The sequence below is a fragment of the Yoonia maritima genome (assembly GCF_002933395.1).
Lineage (GTDB): Bacteria > Pseudomonadota > Alphaproteobacteria > Rhodobacterales > Rhodobacteraceae > Yoonia > Yoonia maritima_A.
The window spans coordinates 547,422-562,116 of record NZ_PKFN01000007.1; the positions used below are offsets into that span (position 1 = coordinate 547,422).

Here is a 14,695-nt window from a genome sequence, read left to right on the forward strand (position 1 = left end):
AAAGTAATATGGCTGCTATCAAAGACGTAGAGGTCAAGGAAGGCGTTGATCAGGAAACTGTCGATGCTGTCTCGAAACTGTCGGGCACCTATAAATACGGTTGGAATACCGAGATCGAGATGGATTACGCTCCTAAAGGCGTGAACACGGATATCGTACGCTTGATTTCTGACAAGAATAATGAACCCGACTGGATGACCGAGTGGCGTCTAGAAGCGTTTGCGCGGTGGGAAAACATCGAAGAACCAACGTGGGCGATGGTCAGCTACCCTGACATCGATTTCCAAGACATCTATTACTACGCGCGTCCCAAAAGCATGGAAGAAAAGCCCAAGTCGCTGGACGAGGTCGACCCCAAGCTGCTGGCGACCTATGAAAAGCTGGGCATCCCCCTGAAAGAACAAATGATTCTTGCAGGCGTCGAAGGTGCTGAGAACATGCCCGCCGAGGGCCGTAAGGTCGCCGTTGATGCTGTTTTTGATTCCGTGTCTGTTGGGACTACTTTCCAAAAGGAACTGGAAAAGGCTGGTGTGATCTTCTGTTCAATCTCAGAAGCTATCGAAAAGCACCCTGAGTTGGTCAAAAAGTACCTAGGTACTGTCGTGCCGCCATCTGACAACTTTTACGCCACGCTGAACTCGGCTGTCTTCTCGGATGGGTCGTTTGTTTATGTGCCACCGGGTGTGCGCTGCCCAATGGAATTGTCCACTTATTTCCGGATTAATGCGGAAAACACGGGTCAGTTTGAACGCACACTGATCATCGCCGACAAAGGCAGCTACGTGTCATATTTGGAAGGCTGTACAGCTCCGAAACGCGACACAGCACAGCTGCACGCTGCCGTGGTTGAGATCATCATCGAAGAAGATGCCGAAGTGAAATATTCAACCGTCCAAAACTGGTATCCCGGTGACGAAGACGGCAACGGTGGTATCTACAACTTTGTGACTAAACGTGCTGATTGCCGTGGTGACCGCGCTAAGATCATGTGGACGCAGGTTGAAACCGGGTCCGCGGTGACTTGGAAATACCCTAGCTGCATCCTGCGCGGCGACGATTCACAAGGTGAATTCTACTCTATCGCTATCGCGAACAATATGCAGCAGGCCGATACCGGCACGAAGATGGTGCATCTTGGCAAAAACACCAAGTCCCGGATCGTGTCTAAGGGTATTTCGGCAGGCAAGGCGCAGAACACCTATCGTGGGCTTGTTTCGATGCACCCTAAGGCGAAGGAGTCGCGCAACTATACGCAGTGCGACAGCCTACTGATTGGCGACAAATGCGGTGCGCACACAGTACCCTATATCGAAGTCAAAAATAACAGTAGCCGCGTTGAGCATGAGGCGACCACATCCAAGGTCGATGATGAGCAACTGTTCTACTGCCGTGCCCGTGGCATGGACGAGGAAGAAGCCGTCGCGCTGGTTGTGAATGGTTTCTGTAAAGAAGTGCTTCAAGCGCTACCAATGGAATTTGCGATGGAAGCACAGGCTTTGGTTGCGATTTCTTTGGAAGGGTCTGTCGGCTGATGCGTTTGGGCGCAACATATCTTTGCGCCCGCCGCGCAACCGCCCCCGAGAGGCCGCGTTATTGCCGTAGTTTGTTGCGATCTTGCGCGCAGCAGCAACGGAGGGGCTCCCGAAATGGCGAATATGGGGCAAGAGGATTTCGATGCGCGGATAAAGCGCATCAAGAACCCGCGCAACAATTCGTATTACGACCCAGATCTGGGGATGCATGTCCCCAAAAGGGTAACGCGCGTAAAGGCGGTCAAACCTCCGTCGCAAAGCAGTCAAGCAATGTCCGCCATATTGGTGTCGATGGTTATCGGCGGGGCCGCGATGTTTTGCGCGCAGGTCGTGCGCGTGCGATATTTGGGCATGACCGGGGGCAATTCGGCCGTCACATTTTCCGATCTTTTGATCGGGCTGTGGATGGTTCTGTTGTTTTCCGCTCTTATGAAACGCAGACAACTGCTTGGTCGTTTTGGACAAATCGCTGGTCTATGTCTCATGCTGGTCGCGGGACACAACTTTGTTTGGAAATGGCCGGATCTGATGGCCAAAATCTACACGCCAGAGTATGTTGCCGAGATCAAGTCAACGACGACAGCCGGATCAATCCTGTTTCAGGGCAACGTCTTTTCGTTCTAACGCAGGCGCTACAATCCCCAAGATCATGCATGAACCTGTCCGCTGCTAAGCGGGCGGCCGTTTTTGATGCGTCATCCAACAATTTTCACTTATTCGCAGCGCGGCCTAACCCACGCTGCTAAAACCCATATGCACTGCAAGGTGCTGATATGCCGAAGGAAGAAAAATGCTAGAAATCAAAGGCCTGAAGGTCAAACTTGAAGACGAAGATAAACAAATCCTAAAAGGATTGGATCTGACCGTTGAAACCGGCAAGGTGCACGCGATTATGGGGCCAAACGGGTCGGGTAAATCGACTTTGTCTTACGTGTTGTCTGGTAAGGATGGCTACGAAGTGACTGACGGTTCTGCTGAACTGGAAGGTGAAGATCTGCTGGATATGGAACCAGAAGAGCGTGCTGCGGCTGGTCTTTTCCTTGCATTCCAATACCCGGTCGAAATTCCGGGCGTTGGCAACATGACTTTCTTGCGCACAGCGGTAAATGCACAGCGCAAGGCACGTGGCGAAGAAGAGCTAAGCGCGGGTGATTTCCTCAAGGAAGTACGCGCCAAGGCGAAAGACCTGAAAATCGACGCGGATATGTTGAAGCGTCCGGTTAACGTTGGTTTCTCTGGCGGTGAGAAGAAGCGGAACGAAATTCTTCAGATGGCAATGTTGTCACCTAAGATGTGCATCTTGGATGAGACGGACTCTGGTCTTGACGTTGATGCGATGAAACTGGTCGCGGATGGTGTGAATGCGCTGCGTTCCGAAGGGCGTTCGTTCCTTGTGATCACCCACTACCAGCGTCTGCTTGACCACATTAAGCCTGATGTCGTGCACATCATGGCCGATGGTCGTATCGTAAAAACAGGTGGCCCAGAGCTGGCTTTGGAAGTTGAAAACAACGGTTACTCTGACATTTTGGCAGAGGTGTCCTAATGGCCCTTGCTAAACTGAAATCTGATGCGACAGAGGCGCGTCTGGCCGGGGTTACCCTGCCAGAAGGTGCCGCATGGTCGAATGCCGCGCGTGCCGATGCTTTGGCGCGTGTGCGTCAAATGGGCCTACCTACAAAGCGCGACGAGTATTGGAAATACACAAACCCGTCCGAGCTGACTGCAGCCGAAGCGCCAAAAGCCGCGATTTTTGATGCCGGTGAAGTGCCATTGTTCGACGCTGTTGATCGTTTGAAGATCGTCTTTGTCGATGGTGTTTTTGATGCTGATGCGTCCGACGAATTGACGGGCGAGGGTGTTGAGATTGAACGCCTTGCTGATGCGATGGCGGCGGACATTCACTGGGCAAAAGACTTGTATGGTGTGTTGGAAACGCGTGGTCAAACACCTGTTGAGCGTCCTTTGGCTGCTCTGAACACTGCGGTTGCAACTGACGGTGTGGTGATACGGGCGACCGGCAAAGTCGCCAAGCCAATTCATCTTGTCTACCTCCATAAGGACGAGACATCAGATGCCGTGCTGCACAACTTGGTTAAAGTAGAAACGGGTGCCGAAGTGACACTGCTTGAAAACGGTCCTGCTGCGGCGCGTTTTTCTGGCTGTCTTGAGGTCGAAGTTGCCGACGGCGGTTCATTCCACCACGTGCGCGCGCAAGGCCGTGATCATGAGCGTCGCACCGTAACGCATTGTTTTGCAAGGGTTGGTGCTGAATCGTCGTTTAAGTCATTTACGCTGACCGTTAACGGTGTGATGACGCGCAACGGATGCGTTCTTGAGATCATCGGCGATGATGCGATCGCACATGTCGCGGGTGTTTGTGTCGGTGATGGCAATGATTTCCACCACGATGATACCGTCTTTATTACACATGATGCATTGAACGGCGAAAGCCGTCAGGTATTCAAAAAGGTGCTGCGCAACGGTGCGACAGGCGTTTTCCAAGGGAAAATTCTTGTGAAAGAAGGCGCGCAGAAGACTGACGGTTATCAGATCAGCCAATCGCTTTTGTTGGATGACGATGCACAGTTCTTGGCCAAGCCAGAGCTGGAAATCTACGCCGATGACGTGGCTTGTTCACACGGGTCAACATCGGGTGCGATTGATGAAACAGCCCTGTTTTATCTGCGTTCGCGTGGTGTTCCGCAGTACGACGCACGCAATCTTTTGACGCTTTCGTTTATGGCCGAAGCTTTAGACGAAATTGCCGACCCGACGCTGGCCGAAGAACTTCGCGACCGGCTCGAGGGTTGGCTGGCACGGCGTAGCTGATGGCACTGACTGCCGATATCGTCCGGACATGGCGCGCGCCGCGCGCTGTGATCCGTGATCTATTGGATCAGGGACGGCGCGAAGATCGCGCCGTCGCCTTTGTTATGATCGCATGTTTTCTGATCTTCGTGGCGCAATGGCCGCGTCTGTCACGTATCGCGAACGGCTACGAGCCATCGCCGTGGCCGCCTGAGATCAACTTTGAAGGCATGATGACTTACACGTTCTATGCTGTCGTCATCATGCTGCCGCTTGCGCTATATGGCTTGGCGGCGGTTGCGCATTTGATCGCCAAGGCATTTCGTGGGCAGGGCAGTTGGTATTCTGCGCGGCTGTCGTTCTTTTGGGCGTTGCTGACGACGACACCGCTTTTACTTTTGCATGGTTTGGTACGCGGCTTTATTGGGGCGGGAATGCAGGCTACCTTGGTTGGTGCGGTATGGGCATTGGCGTTCACCTATATCTGGATCCAATGCATGGTCGCATCGGAACGCGGGCAATGAACCTGACGCTACAAGGCTGGTTGCGCGCCGTCGCAATGACGTTGAATACGCCTGAAGAAGCCGCAGAGCGCGTACTCGGATATCATTTCGAACGACCCAATTTGGTGCAGGCTGCAATTGTGGTTGCAATTGCCAATGTTCTTCTCCTTGCTGTGACATGGATGATAACGCCTGCAACTGGGCAAGCGAACGCTTTACAGGTCACGCCGTTCACGCTTGGGATGCTGATCACGGGTAGCATGCTCATTCTAGCTTCAGCGATTTCACGGGCCGGAAAAATGTTGGGCGGAACAGGCAGTTTTAACGGGGCTTTGACCATTGTCGTATGGATGCAGGCGGTCGGTCTGACATTCGATGTTGCGCAAATCCTTGTCATGTTGTTCAGCCCGTTTTTGGCGGTGCTTGTGGGCGTTGGCGCGTTAATGATGCTTTTGTGGTGCATGGTTCACTTTGTCAAAGTGCTGCACGGGTTTGACACCCTTGGCAAAGCCGGAGCCGCATTCTTTATCGCCATGATTGGCACAATTTTTGCAGTGGTCATTTTGATGGCTCTGCTTGGCATTGCCCCCCAAGGAGAAGCGATATGAGCTTTGACGTACAAAAGATCCGTGCGGATTTTCCTATTCTGTCACGCGAAGTAAACGGCAAGCCGTTGATCTATCTGGATAGCGGCGCGTCGGCACAAAAGCCGCAGGTGGTTATTGATGCCATTACACGTGGCTATGCCGAAGAATATGCAAACGTGCATCGTGGGCTTCATTTCCTAAGTAACCTTGCCACAGATAAATACGAGGCCGTGCGCGGCACTGTTGCAAAGTTCCTGAATGCCCCGTCCGAGGATGACATTATCTTTAATTCCGGCACGACCGAAGGCATCAATATGGTCGCCTATTCATGGGCGATGCCGCGTTTAAAGGCGGGTGATGAAATTGTTTTGTCAATCATGGAACACCATGCCAACATCGTGCCATGGCATTTCCTGCGCGAACGTCAGGGTGTCGTGATCAAGTGGGTCGATGTTGACGCAAACGGCGATCTCGATCCGCAAAAAGTGATCGATGCGATTGGTCCAAAAACGAAACTGGTTGCCGTTACGCATATGTCCAACGTGCTGGGAACTGTTGTCGACGTGAAAGCCATCACAACGGGCGCACATGAAAAAGGCGTTCCAGTTTTGATCGACGGATCGCAAGCCGCGGTGCATATGCCAGTGGATGTCGCTGATATCGGATGCGATTTCTACGCGATAACTGGCCACAAGCTTTATGGTCCGTCCGGCTCTGGTGCAATTTATGTCACGCCGGATCGTATGAAAGAAATGCAGCCCTTTATGGGGGGCGGTGACATGATCCGCGAAGTGTCACGCGATGCCGTGACCTATAATGCCCCCCCGATGATGTTTGAGGCCGGAACGCCTGGTATCGTCCAGACCATCGGTATGGGCGTTGCAATTGAATATATGATGACCATCGGCATGGACAATATTGCAGCCCACGAAAGCGAGCTTTGCCGCTATGCGCGTGAACGACTTGATGGGTTGAACTGTATAAACGTGCAGGGGAAATCTGCGACCAAAGGTGCCATCTTTTCCTTTACGCTTGATGGTGCTGCCCATGCGCACGACATTTCGACAGTGTTGGATAAAAAAGGTGTCGCGGTGCGGGCAGGGACGCACTGTGCCATGCCGTTAATGGAACACATGGGCGTGGGCGCGACTTGCCGGGCATCGTTTGCGATGTACAACACGAAAGCCGATGTTGATGCTCTCATCGATGCGCTTGAGTTGTGTCACGACCTATTTGCCTGATTTCATCACAAAGTCTAAAATCGAGGGCCAGTGGATGCGCGCCGGTCGACAGCTTGCTTCACGAACCGCTGAAGGGAGGCTTTGGCGCACGGTAGTGCTTTGTTGCGGCGCGACAATTTGATGGCGGTGGTGGTCTTGGATTCTGGCATTTAGGTCGTATGGTGTCGCCACAATAAGAAAGAAGGAAAGTGACTTGTCACCATTAAAGACAACCGTGATTTCATTATGTTTGCTTGCAGCCTGTGATCAGACACCTCCGATTGTGGTCGAAGACAATTTACCAGTAGATGATCCGCGTCAGCAGGCACTTGTGTTGAGTGAATGCGCGATATATTTCGCTGCCGTGACCAAAATCGAAGCTGATGGTGGCACTGTTGCAGGCAACCCCACCAAAGACTGTCCTGTTGAGGCGCGTGCTCGTGCGGCTGATATCAACCCGATGGTTAGCGTTCCACCGGTTACCCCAGGATACCCGCAAACATTGTATCAGCGTATGATTGCGCGAGGCATCCCAACCGCAATGGCGACAGATATTTCAAAGTCTAAGGCATTTTGGGATCTCGTGGCACAGCGCGATTCAGCATATGCCAATTTCTAGCGCTTAGGTGTGCATCATTATGATGCATAAACCATGAGCGCCACGATAAGAGCATCAGGGCTGTTTTGGTAGATACCAATATCAGACTTGAGTTGGATCAATCGGGCAGGGCGATCACCTGTCCGAATTTCTGCGATATCCATCGCTTCGTCAATGGTTTGCCCACCGCCATTTTGTATGTCGTTCACAATGGCCGGGTGGTTGGTCTTAACAAATATCTCGACTTGGCCGCGTCGCTGATTATAAGCGGCGTTCCCGATCCCGGTAAGTATCCCCGAGACTGGCAACTTTAGCGGATTACCAATATGATTGGCATCTGTACTGCATGCGCCAAGTAGGCTGAGGGCGATAAGTATACGGTACATAGGGTTTTCCACCTTCTTATGGGTTGACTTAGAAAGGTATTGGTCAGATAAGCCGCCATCCGTACAAGGGTTTTGTGCGGTTATATGCGAAATCACGCCCAAGTGGGCGCGCTGTTTACAGGCGGCAACAGCCACTAACGCCGGGATCACCGGGGCCTCAGAGACGCGAAAAACGAAGGAAGATCATATGTTTGCGGTTTTGAAAACCGGCGGCAAGCAGTACAAAGTCGCTTCTGGCGACGTGCTCCGCGTAGAAAAGCTGGCGGCTAGCGCTGGCGAAACAGTTCAATTCAACGAGATTCTGATGGTCGGCGCCACTGTTGGCGCACCTTTGGTTGAAGGCGCAGGCGTGCAAGCCGAAGTCATCGACCAGATCAAAGGCCCAAAGACGATCAATTTCGTAAAGCGTCGTCGTAAGCATTCGTCTGCACGCAAAAAAGGCCACCGTCAGCAACTGACGCTGGTACGCATCGGTGATATCCTTGAAAAAGGCGCTGACAAATCTGGTGTGAAAGCTGCTGTAAACGGCGCTGCGCCTGTTGCTGCTGACGCATCTGCTGCAAAGCCTGCTAAGAAAGCGGCTGCGCCTAAAACGGCTGCTGCTGGTTCAGACGATTTGAAACAATTGTCCGGAGTTGGCCCCGCACTTGAGAAAAAGCTGATCGAAGCTGGCGTAACAACATTCGCCCAAATCGCAGCTTGGACACCAGAAGATGTTGCTGCAATGGACGAGAAGTTGTCGTTCAAGGGCCGCATCGACCGTGAAGGTTGGATCGCGCAAGCCGCTGATCTAGCAAAAAGCTAAGGAGAGACACCAATGGCACATAAAAAAGCAGGCGGTTCATCCCGTAACGGACGCGACTCAGCTGGTCGTCGTCTTGGCGTTAAAAAGTTCGGTGGCGAAGTCGTCATTCCGGGCAACATCATTATGCGTCAGCGCGGCACAAAAATGTGGCCGGGCATGGGCGTTGGTATGGGTAAAGATCACACAATCTTTGCAACCGTCGAAGGCAACGTACAGTTCCACAAAGGCCTAAAAGGCCGCACCTTTATTTCGGTTCTTCCTGTGGCGGAGGCCGCTGAATAGGCCGATTACCTCAGGTAGCAAATTTCAGGGGATCGGCGAAAGCCGGTCCTCTTTTTCGTTCATACTCTTGCCACGTTATGATTTTAGACGTGCCTCGGGGTGATCATGTTTTCGAGGAGGGAAAGCTATGATTCATGAAGAGATTACAGTTCAAGATACGATAACCGCAGAACGCTTTGTCCTGCGTCCTTGCCGCAAGTCTGATGCAGGCTTGATTGCCATGTACGCGGCCGACGAACGTGTCGCACGTGGTACGCGCGGCATTCCGCATCCGTTGCCGCCCGGTACCATTGAGGCGATGATTGATCGTGCGGGGCAGCCCGACCGGACCGAGGACATTTGGGTTATCGATGGATCAGCGCAAGGCCATTTAGAGGCTTTGGGTTTGATTAGTCTTGAGCGGATGGACCGCCAGCAATCTGAAATTTTTTATTGGATCGCGCCTGCGTTCTGGAACACTGGATTGGCGTCAGAGGCTGTTCGCGCTCTTATCGCTGCAAACCCGCATAAATCTGAACGTGTGTTCGCCGAGGTCTTTCAAGACAACCCGGGTTCTGCGCGTGTGTTGACGAATTGCGGTTTCGATTATCTTGGTGATGCAGAGGCGTTTTCAGTGGCGCGCAACGCTACAGTTTCCACATGGACATATACGCTCAAGGTGAAATGATGTCGGTCCCAACCCTGCGTACGCAACGGCTTGTTTTACGTGCGCTTGAGCATAAGTATCTTGATGAAGTCGTGCGATGCGCTGGCAACTACGAGATATCGCAGTGGTTGGTTGTGGTCCCGTATCCATACACATGGTCGGATGCCGAAGCCTTCCTTCAGATGGATTTGGCAGGCGATCTAAGTGATCTTTGGGCCATCACAAAAGAAGGTGCGTTTATTGGTGTCGTTTCAACCGGTGAAGGCCTTGGTTACTGGCTAGAGCCGTCGTGTTGGGGCAGGGCATTATGACCGAAGCTGTGCATGCGGTCCTCAGTTTTCATTTCTCGGACACCGAAGCAACCAAGATCAATTCCAGCTATTTCGTTGGGAACCACGGTTCGCGTCGTGTTTTGGAAAAGCTCGGATTTGCGGATGTTGGGGCAAAGGCTCAATTCTCTGTCGCGCGCGGTACGAATGTTGATACCCGCGTTATGAAATTGAGCCGCGCACAATGGGATCAAGAGAATGCATAATCTAACATATCGTGATCTGCGCCTTGAAGACACGGATGCATTGCATGCGATTGTCAGCGACTGGGACGTCGTTCGTCAAATGGGAAGCTGGCCTTGGCCGCCGCAGTACCGCTTTACTGAATCGCGTTGTACCACTTATAAAGGCGCTGGGTTTGTTTGGGGGCTCTTTGCTCCTGAACTCATCGGGATGGTTGCGGTCACTGAGGGCGAGCTTGGATATCTTCTTGCCCGTGAATATTGGGGGAAGGGTATCGTAACCGCGATGGCGCGCACTGCTATTAATCATGGGTTTCGTGACCCGGCGCTGCTTGAAGTGACTGCCAGTATTTGGGGTGACAATCACGGATCCGGGCGCGTGTTGGCCAAACTAGGGTTCGTCAAAACACATGACGGCACCGAACACGCGCTTGCAAGGGACGAGAAAACAACGTCGCACTATTATAGTCTATCGCGCGATGTCTGGCACCGCTTGAGGTGTGACGCACAATAGACTATCGGCACATCTGAACAGCGCGGAAAGCAAAACCTATGAAATTTCTTGATCTCGCAAAGGTCTATATACGATCCGGCGCCGGTGGTGGTGGCTGTATTTCTTTCCGCCGTGAAAAGTTCATTGAATACGGTGGCCCAGACGGTGGTGACGGCGGTAACGGCGGCGATGTCATTGTTGAGGCTGTCGATGGCCTGAACACGCTGATCGACTTTCGTTATCAGCAGCATTTCTTTGCGGGCAATGGCCAACACGGTATGGGCAGTCAGCGGACTGGTAAAGACGGCGATGACAAGGTTTTACGTGTCCCTGTCGGGACCGAGATCATCGACGAAGACGAAGAAACCGTTATCGCCGACCTGACTGAAGTAGGCCAACGCATTGTCATCGCCAAAGGCGGTAACGGTGGCTGGGGCAACTTGCACTTTAAGTCTGCCACAAACCAAGCCCCGCGTCGGTCGAACCCCGGCCAAGAATCCATTGAACGGACAATCTGGCTTCGGCTCAAATTGATCGCTGACGTTGGTTTGTTGGGGATGCCTAATGCAGGGAAGTCAACGTTCCTTTCTGCGACATCTAACGCGCGCCCAAAAGTTGCTGATTACCCGTTTACGACATTGATCCCAAACCTTGGTGTCGTTGGGATTGACGAGGTCGAATTCGTCGTTGCGGATATCCCCGGTTTGATCGCTGGTGCGTCCGAAGGACGTGGTTTGGGTGACACATTCCTTAGTCACGTTGAACGCTGCGCGGTGTTGTTGCATCTGATTGATGGCACTTCGGGTGATCCGGCCGTCGACCTGACGACGATTATCGGCGAACTCGAAGCCTACGGCGGTGAGTTAGCTGAAAAGCCCCGTATTACGGTTCTGAACAAGATCGACGCGCTAGACGACGAAGAACGTGCGTTCTTGAAGGAAGAGATCGAAGCCGTTGCGGCCGGTCCAGTGTTGTTGATGTCTGGTGTAAGCCGCGAGGGTATACCCGAAGTTCTACGCGCTTTGCGTTCAGAGATCGACGATAACCGTCTGCGCCATCGGAAAGCTGCGGAGGAAGCGGAAGAGGACGCCCCATGGCAGCCTTAACCGAAGCAAAGCGGCTTGTTGTTAAAATCGGATCTGCATTGCTCGTTGATGCAGATACCGGTGCGTTGCGGGAAAAATGGTTAACGTCATTGGCTTCTGATGTGGCGCGTATTCGTGCGCGCGGCACCGACGTTGTTTTGGTGTCGTCAGGTTCAATCGCTTTGGGCCGCGGCGTGTTGGGATTGCCTGCCGCTGCATTGCCCTTAGAGCAATCGCAAGCCGCTGCAGCGGTCGGCCAAATTCGTCTTGCCCGTGCTTATGAGGAGGCGCTCGCGCTTCACGGGATTATCGCGGGGCAAGTGCTTGTTACTCTTGAAGATTCACATGATCGTCGTCGCTATTTAAACAGCCGGGCGACGATGGAAACGATGCTTTCGCTAGGGGTGACACCCATCGTGAACGAAAACGACACGATTGCGACGGATGAAATTCGATACGGTGATAATGACCGTTTAGCTGCACAAGTTGCCGTAACGATTGGTGCAGATCAGTTGATACTTTTGTCCGATGTCGATGGGCTGTACACTGCCAATCCGCGTGTCAATTCTGACGCGAAACATATTGATAATGTCGAGAAATTAACTCCTGAAATTGAAAGCATGGCGGGTGATGTCGGCTCTGGTCTTTCTAAGGGGGGCATGATCACAAAGATCATGGCGGCCCGTATGGCGACCGAAGCAGGTTGCGCTATGGCCATTGCCTTAGGGACCGAAACAAGTCCGCTTGCTGCACTGGAAAATGGTGCGCGAACGACTTGGTTTGCTGCGCAAACTGATCCGCAAGCGGCTCGCAAGCGCTGGATCGCTTCGATGAAGGCGGCTGGTACGATCAGCATAGATGATGGCGCAAAGACAGCATTGAAGCGCGGAAATAGCCTGTTACCTGCTGGTATTACGCAAGTATCTGGGCGTTTTGGGCGTGGGGATGTTGTTGCAATTTTGGATGCGCAAGGCGTGCAGTTAGGGCAAGGTTTGACCCGCTACACAGCCGCGGAAGCACGTCAGATAATGGGGCGCCGATCAGATGAAATTTCAGCAGTATTAGGCTATGAAGGTCGTGCTGCATTGGTGCACCGCGATGATATGGTGCTTTAAGAGGTCTAGAAAATGAACGAGCAAACGCAAATCGCGACGATGATGACCGAAATTGGTGCGGCTGCCCGCGCTGCGGCTACCGTTCTTGCAACTGCTCCGGCGGCGTCGAAAGAAGAGGCGCTGAATGCGGCTGCAAATGCCGTTTGGGAACAACGTGCCGCGATTATTGCTGCGAACAAACAAGATATGGCGTTCGGTGCTGAGAAAGGTCTTTCCCCGTCGATGATGGACCGCTTGATGCTGGATGAGGACCGGATCGGTGGTATCGTTTCAGGTCTGCGCGCCGTGGCCTTGCAGGACGACCCGATTGGTGTCGTGACCGAGGAATGGACACAACCAACGGGCCTGAACATCAAACGCGTCCGTACGCCGATTGGCGTGATCGGTGTGATCTACGAAAGCCGTCCTAATGTGACCGCTGATGCAGGTGCTCTTTGCCTAAAGTCAGGGAACGCAGTGATTTTGCGCGGCGGCTCTGAAAGCTTTCATTCAAGCCAAGCCATTCATGCCTGTCTGGTTGAGGGGCTTCAGGCCGCTGGTCTGCCAGAGGCGTCAATTCAATTGATCCCAACACGCGACAGGGCAGCCGTTTCTGCAATGATTCAGGCGACAGATTATATCGATGTGATCGTGCCACGCGGTGGTAAGGGGCTTGTTGGATTGGTTCAGCGCGAGGCCCGCGTGCCGGTGTTCGCCCACCTAGAAGGTATTTGCCACATCTACGTCGATGCGAGCGCCGACTTAGCAAAAGCACGTGCCGTTTTGATTAATGCTAAAACACGTCGGACCGGGATTTGTGGATCGGCGGAATGCTTATTGGTCGATCAGGCATTTCTTGACAAACACGGTGATGTTTTAACCCGTGATCTCTTGGATGCCGGGGTTGAGGTGCGCGCGTCTGGTACGCTCGCTGAAACCGCAGGCACAGTGCCGGCAACGCCTGATGACTTTGGGCATGAGTTCTTGGATATGATCATCGCAGCGAAAACCGTGGATGGCATCAATGGTGCGATTTCACACATCCGCGAATTCGGTTCAAACCACACGGATGCAATCATTGCCGAAAATGATAATGTGGCTGATCAGTTCTTCCGAGAGCTTGATAGCGCGATCTTGATGCGCAATGCGTCGACCCAATTCGCGGATGGCGGTGAATTTGGAATGGGTGCTGAAATCGGCATTGCGACTGGTAAACTGCATGCACGTGGTCCTGTTGGTGCAGTACAGTTAACCAGCTTCAAATACCTTGTGACGGGTGACGGAACAGTGCGTAGCTAAAACTGCGCGTTAAGCATGGTATCGCCAGCGCTGAAAGAAAGCTGGCGATCTGCCTCAGCGAGGGCCGTTGGCAACAGCGCAAATTGGACCTGTGCGGCAGTGTGAACAAGGTTGGTTTTGGGGTCGGTAATGCTGTTCCATAGGTCGGCGTCAAAGTTCACGCGTTTTGCCCGCGCGTCAAAGAGCCAAGCATCCCCAACTTGTTTGATGACCACGTCACCACCAATAGGAAGCGCAGTTTCAAAGCAAAGCAGGACCAACAGCGCCGATCGCACACAGCGTCGTTGCTGATCACCTTGGATATCCCAATGAAAAGTGTTGCGCGCCCCTTGCGATATCGCCGCGAGAATGCTGCGTATTTCGGTACTGCTGATGCGTTGGCTGTCGGTCGCAGCGCCGAATGCAATTCTGAATAATCTGATTCGGGCGTTGGCATTTTCTACGCTGTCGTTAATTAATGACATTTCGGGGGCGGTGTTCCCGCTGGTTAACGCCAAAAGTTCGACCCCATTGCCGATTGCCCCAATAGGGCTGATAAGGTCGTGGCAAATACGTGAACCCACAAGTGCGGCCAGATCAGGTTGCATGGCGCGGTCTCCTTTTGGAGGGAAGTTGAATGATAGGCATGAATGCCATTTTAGAACCCGGAATGTTGGTGCGTAATCCGACCCAACCAGATTGGGGCGTGGGGCAGGTACAGTCAAACGTCGGCGGGAAGATTACGGTAAACTTTCGTGAAGAAGGCAAGGTTGTGATTGATGGGGCACGGCTGGGTCTCATCTTGGTTGATCAATAGTTAAAGTCCGTTGTTTAGACGTATCGTCACAATGGTTGTCAAACCGT

Annotated in this window: 20 protein-coding genes; 18 read left to right on the top strand and 2 right to left on the bottom strand. The window is 52.8% G+C overall.

Going from position 1 to position 14,695, the window contains the following annotated elements; translation table 11 throughout:
* The first annotated feature begins 8 nt into the window (after positions 1 to 8).
* The 8 genes from sufB (at position 9) to CYQ09_RS04220 (ending at position 7,272) form a co-directional block, all read left to right on the top strand.
* Positions 9 to 1,532, top strand: coding sequence for a Fe-S cluster assembly protein SufB (sufB, locus tag CYQ09_RS04185; RefSeq protein ID WP_106744155.1), 1,524 nt, complete (start codon positions 9 to 11; stop codon positions 1,530 to 1,532).
* A gap of 114 nt (positions 1,533 to 1,646) precedes the next feature.
* Positions 1,647 to 2,156 (top strand): hypothetical protein, encoded by a 510-nt coding sequence (locus CYQ09_RS04190; protein ID WP_106744156.1) that lies wholly within the window; start codon positions 1,647 to 1,649, stop codon positions 2,154 to 2,156.
* A gap of 166 nt (positions 2,157 to 2,322) precedes the next feature.
* Positions 2,323 to 3,078, top strand: a complete 756-nt coding sequence (gene sufC, locus CYQ09_RS04195) for a Fe-S cluster assembly ATPase SufC (protein ID WP_106354087.1) — start codon at positions 2,323 to 2,325, stop codon at positions 3,076 to 3,078.
* On the top strand, positions 3,078 to 4,364 hold the full coding sequence (locus tag CYQ09_RS04200) for a SufB/SufD family protein (protein WP_106744157.1): 1,287 nt from the start codon (positions 3,078 to 3,080) through the stop codon (positions 4,362 to 4,364). The genes sufC and CYQ09_RS04200 overlap by 1 nt, the downstream gene beginning before the upstream one ends.
* Positions 4,364 to 4,867: a YIP1 family protein gene (locus CYQ09_RS04205; RefSeq protein ID WP_106744158.1), complete on the top strand. Its 504-nt coding sequence runs from the start codon at positions 4,364 to 4,366 to the stop codon at positions 4,865 to 4,867. The genes CYQ09_RS04200 and CYQ09_RS04205 overlap by 1 nt, the downstream gene beginning before the upstream one ends.
* Positions 4,864 to 5,454 carry a YIP1 family protein gene (locus CYQ09_RS04210; protein WP_162617564.1) on the top strand — a complete coding sequence of 197 codons (591 nt, stop codon included), beginning with the start codon at positions 4,864 to 4,866 and terminating at the stop codon, positions 5,452 to 5,454. The genes CYQ09_RS04205 and CYQ09_RS04210 overlap by 4 nt, the downstream gene beginning before the upstream one ends.
* Positions 5,451 to 6,674 carry a cysteine desulfurase gene (locus tag CYQ09_RS04215; RefSeq protein WP_106744160.1) on the top strand — a complete coding sequence of 408 codons (1,224 nt, stop codon included), beginning with the start codon at positions 5,451 to 5,453 and terminating at the stop codon, positions 6,672 to 6,674. Before CYQ09_RS04210 ends, CYQ09_RS04215 begins: the two co-directional genes overlap by 4 nt.
* A 193-nt stretch (positions 6,675 to 6,867) precedes the next feature.
* Positions 6,868 to 7,272, top strand: a complete 405-nt coding sequence (locus tag CYQ09_RS04220; RefSeq protein WP_106744161.1) for a hypothetical protein — start codon at positions 6,868 to 6,870, stop codon at positions 7,270 to 7,272.
* A gap of 17 nt (positions 7,273 to 7,289) precedes the next feature.
* Here the strand turns inward: CYQ09_RS04220 and CYQ09_RS04225 are convergent, their stop codons facing one another.
* On the bottom strand, positions 7,290 to 7,637 hold the full coding sequence (locus CYQ09_RS04225; RefSeq protein ID WP_106744162.1) for a hypothetical protein: 348 nt from the start codon (positions 7,635 to 7,637) through the stop codon (positions 7,290 to 7,292).
* Between the two features lie 187 nt (positions 7,638 to 7,824).
* On the opposite strand from CYQ09_RS04225, the gene CYQ09_RS04230 reads away from it, so the two are divergent.
* The 9 genes from CYQ09_RS04230 to CYQ09_RS04270 all read left to right on the top strand — a co-directional run bounded on the left by CYQ09_RS04230 (position 7,825) and on the right by CYQ09_RS04270 (position 13,852).
* Entirely contained in the window at positions 7,825 to 8,442 is a 618-nt protein-coding gene (locus tag CYQ09_RS04230; RefSeq protein WP_106744163.1) for a 50S ribosomal protein L21, read from the top strand.
* Between the two features lie 12 nt (positions 8,443 to 8,454).
* On the top strand, positions 8,455 to 8,724 hold the full coding sequence (rpmA, locus tag CYQ09_RS04235; protein ID WP_090197892.1) for a 50S ribosomal protein L27: 270 nt from the start codon (positions 8,455 to 8,457) through the stop codon (positions 8,722 to 8,724).
* A 127-nt stretch (positions 8,725 to 8,851) separates the two neighbouring features.
* Positions 8,852 to 9,391 (top strand): GNAT family N-acetyltransferase, encoded by a 540-nt coding sequence (locus tag CYQ09_RS04240; RefSeq protein ID WP_106744164.1) that lies wholly within the window; start codon positions 8,852 to 8,854, stop codon positions 9,389 to 9,391.
* The gene (locus CYQ09_RS04245; protein WP_162617565.1) at positions 9,391 to 9,681 is read left to right on the top strand and encodes a GNAT family N-acetyltransferase; all 291 of its coding nucleotides are present in this window, start codon (positions 9,391 to 9,393) and stop codon (positions 9,679 to 9,681) included. Before CYQ09_RS04240 ends, CYQ09_RS04245 begins: the two co-directional genes overlap by 1 nt.
* The gene (locus CYQ09_RS04250) at positions 9,678 to 9,905 is read left to right on the top strand and encodes a GNAT family N-acetyltransferase (protein WP_106744166.1); all 228 of its coding nucleotides are present in this window, start codon (positions 9,678 to 9,680) and stop codon (positions 9,903 to 9,905) included. The genes CYQ09_RS04245 and CYQ09_RS04250 overlap by 4 nt, the downstream gene beginning before the upstream one ends.
* Positions 9,898 to 10,395 (top strand): GNAT family N-acetyltransferase, encoded by a 498-nt coding sequence (locus tag CYQ09_RS04255; protein ID WP_106744167.1) that lies wholly within the window; start codon positions 9,898 to 9,900, stop codon positions 10,393 to 10,395. Before CYQ09_RS04250 ends, CYQ09_RS04255 begins: the two co-directional genes overlap by 8 nt.
* Before the next feature lie 38 nt (positions 10,396 to 10,433).
* The gene (gene obgE, locus CYQ09_RS04260) at positions 10,434 to 11,480 is read left to right on the top strand and encodes a GTPase ObgE (protein WP_106744168.1); all 1,047 of its coding nucleotides are present in this window, start codon (positions 10,434 to 10,436) and stop codon (positions 11,478 to 11,480) included.
* Entirely contained in the window at positions 11,468 to 12,574 is a 1,107-nt protein-coding gene (gene proB, locus CYQ09_RS04265; RefSeq protein WP_106744169.1) for a glutamate 5-kinase, read from the top strand. Before obgE ends, proB begins: the two co-directional genes overlap by 13 nt.
* 12 nt (positions 12,575 to 12,586) lie before the next feature.
* Complete coding sequence (locus tag CYQ09_RS04270) at positions 12,587 to 13,852, top strand: glutamate-5-semialdehyde dehydrogenase (protein WP_106744170.1); 1,266 nt, start codon at positions 12,587 to 12,589, stop codon at positions 13,850 to 13,852.
* Here the strand turns inward: CYQ09_RS04270 and CYQ09_RS04275 are convergent.
* Positions 13,849 to 14,439, bottom strand: a complete 591-nt coding sequence (locus CYQ09_RS04275) for a histidine phosphotransferase family protein (RefSeq protein ID WP_106744171.1) — start codon at positions 14,437 to 14,439, stop codon at positions 13,849 to 13,851. The genes CYQ09_RS04270 and CYQ09_RS04275 overlap by 4 nt on opposite strands.
* Before the next feature lie 29 nt (positions 14,440 to 14,468).
* On the opposite strand from CYQ09_RS04275, the gene CYQ09_RS04280 reads away from it, so the two are divergent.
* Positions 14,469 to 14,648, top strand: a complete 180-nt coding sequence (locus CYQ09_RS04280; RefSeq protein WP_106359024.1) for a DUF3553 domain-containing protein — start codon at positions 14,469 to 14,471, stop codon at positions 14,646 to 14,648.
* Positions 14,649 to 14,695 lie beyond the last annotated feature (47 nt).

Bases quoted from the DNA above. Each gene is read 5' to 3' on its own strand.
- CYQ09_RS04280 (WP_106359024.1), top strand. From the start codon at position 14,469: ATGATAGGCATGAATGCCATTTTAGAACCCGGAATGTTGGTGCGTAAT.
- sufB (WP_106744155.1), top strand. From the start codon at position 9: ATGGCTGCTATCAAAGACGTAGAGGTCAAGGAAGGCGTTGATCAGGAA.
- CYQ09_RS04215 (WP_106744160.1), top strand. From the start codon at position 5,451: ATGAGCTTTGACGTACAAAAGATCCGTGCGGATTTTCCTATTCTGTCA.
- CYQ09_RS04205 (WP_106744158.1), top strand. From the start codon at position 4,364: ATGGCACTGACTGCCGATATCGTCCGGACATGGCGCGCGCCGCGCGCT.
- sufC (WP_106354087.1), top strand. From the start codon at position 2,323: ATGCTAGAAATCAAAGGCCTGAAGGTCAAACTTGAAGACGAAGATAAA.
- CYQ09_RS04270 (WP_106744170.1), top strand. From the start codon at position 12,587: ATGAACGAGCAAACGCAAATCGCGACGATGATGACCGAAATTGGTGCG.
- CYQ09_RS04200 (WP_106744157.1), top strand. From the start codon at position 3,078: ATGGCCCTTGCTAAACTGAAATCTGATGCGACAGAGGCGCGTCTGGCC.
- CYQ09_RS04225 (WP_106744162.1), bottom strand. From the start codon at position 7,637: ATGTACCGTATACTTATCGCCCTCAGCCTACTTGGCGCATGCAGTACA.
- CYQ09_RS04245 (WP_162617565.1), top strand. From the start codon at position 9,391: ATGTCGGTCCCAACCCTGCGTACGCAACGGCTTGTTTTACGTGCGCTT.
- CYQ09_RS04210 (WP_162617564.1), top strand. From the start codon at position 4,864: ATGAACCTGACGCTACAAGGCTGGTTGCGCGCCGTCGCAATGACGTTG.
- CYQ09_RS04255 (WP_106744167.1), top strand. From the start codon at position 9,898: ATGCATAATCTAACATATCGTGATCTGCGCCTTGAAGACACGGATGCA.
- CYQ09_RS04230 (WP_106744163.1), top strand. From the start codon at position 7,825: ATGTTTGCGGTTTTGAAAACCGGCGGCAAGCAGTACAAAGTCGCTTCT.
- obgE (WP_106744168.1), top strand. From the start codon at position 10,434: ATGAAATTTCTTGATCTCGCAAAGGTCTATATACGATCCGGCGCCGGT.
- CYQ09_RS04240 (WP_106744164.1), top strand. From the start codon at position 8,852: ATGATTCATGAAGAGATTACAGTTCAAGATACGATAACCGCAGAACGC.
- proB (WP_106744169.1), top strand. From the start codon at position 11,468: ATGGCAGCCTTAACCGAAGCAAAGCGGCTTGTTGTTAAAATCGGATCT.
- CYQ09_RS04250 (WP_106744166.1), top strand. From the start codon at position 9,678: ATGACCGAAGCTGTGCATGCGGTCCTCAGTTTTCATTTCTCGGACACC.
- rpmA (WP_090197892.1), top strand. From the start codon at position 8,455: ATGGCACATAAAAAAGCAGGCGGTTCATCCCGTAACGGACGCGACTCA.
- CYQ09_RS04275 (WP_106744171.1), bottom strand. From the start codon at position 14,439: ATGCAACCTGATCTGGCCGCACTTGTGGGTTCACGTATTTGCCACGAC.
- CYQ09_RS04190 (WP_106744156.1), top strand. From the start codon at position 1,647: ATGGCGAATATGGGGCAAGAGGATTTCGATGCGCGGATAAAGCGCATC.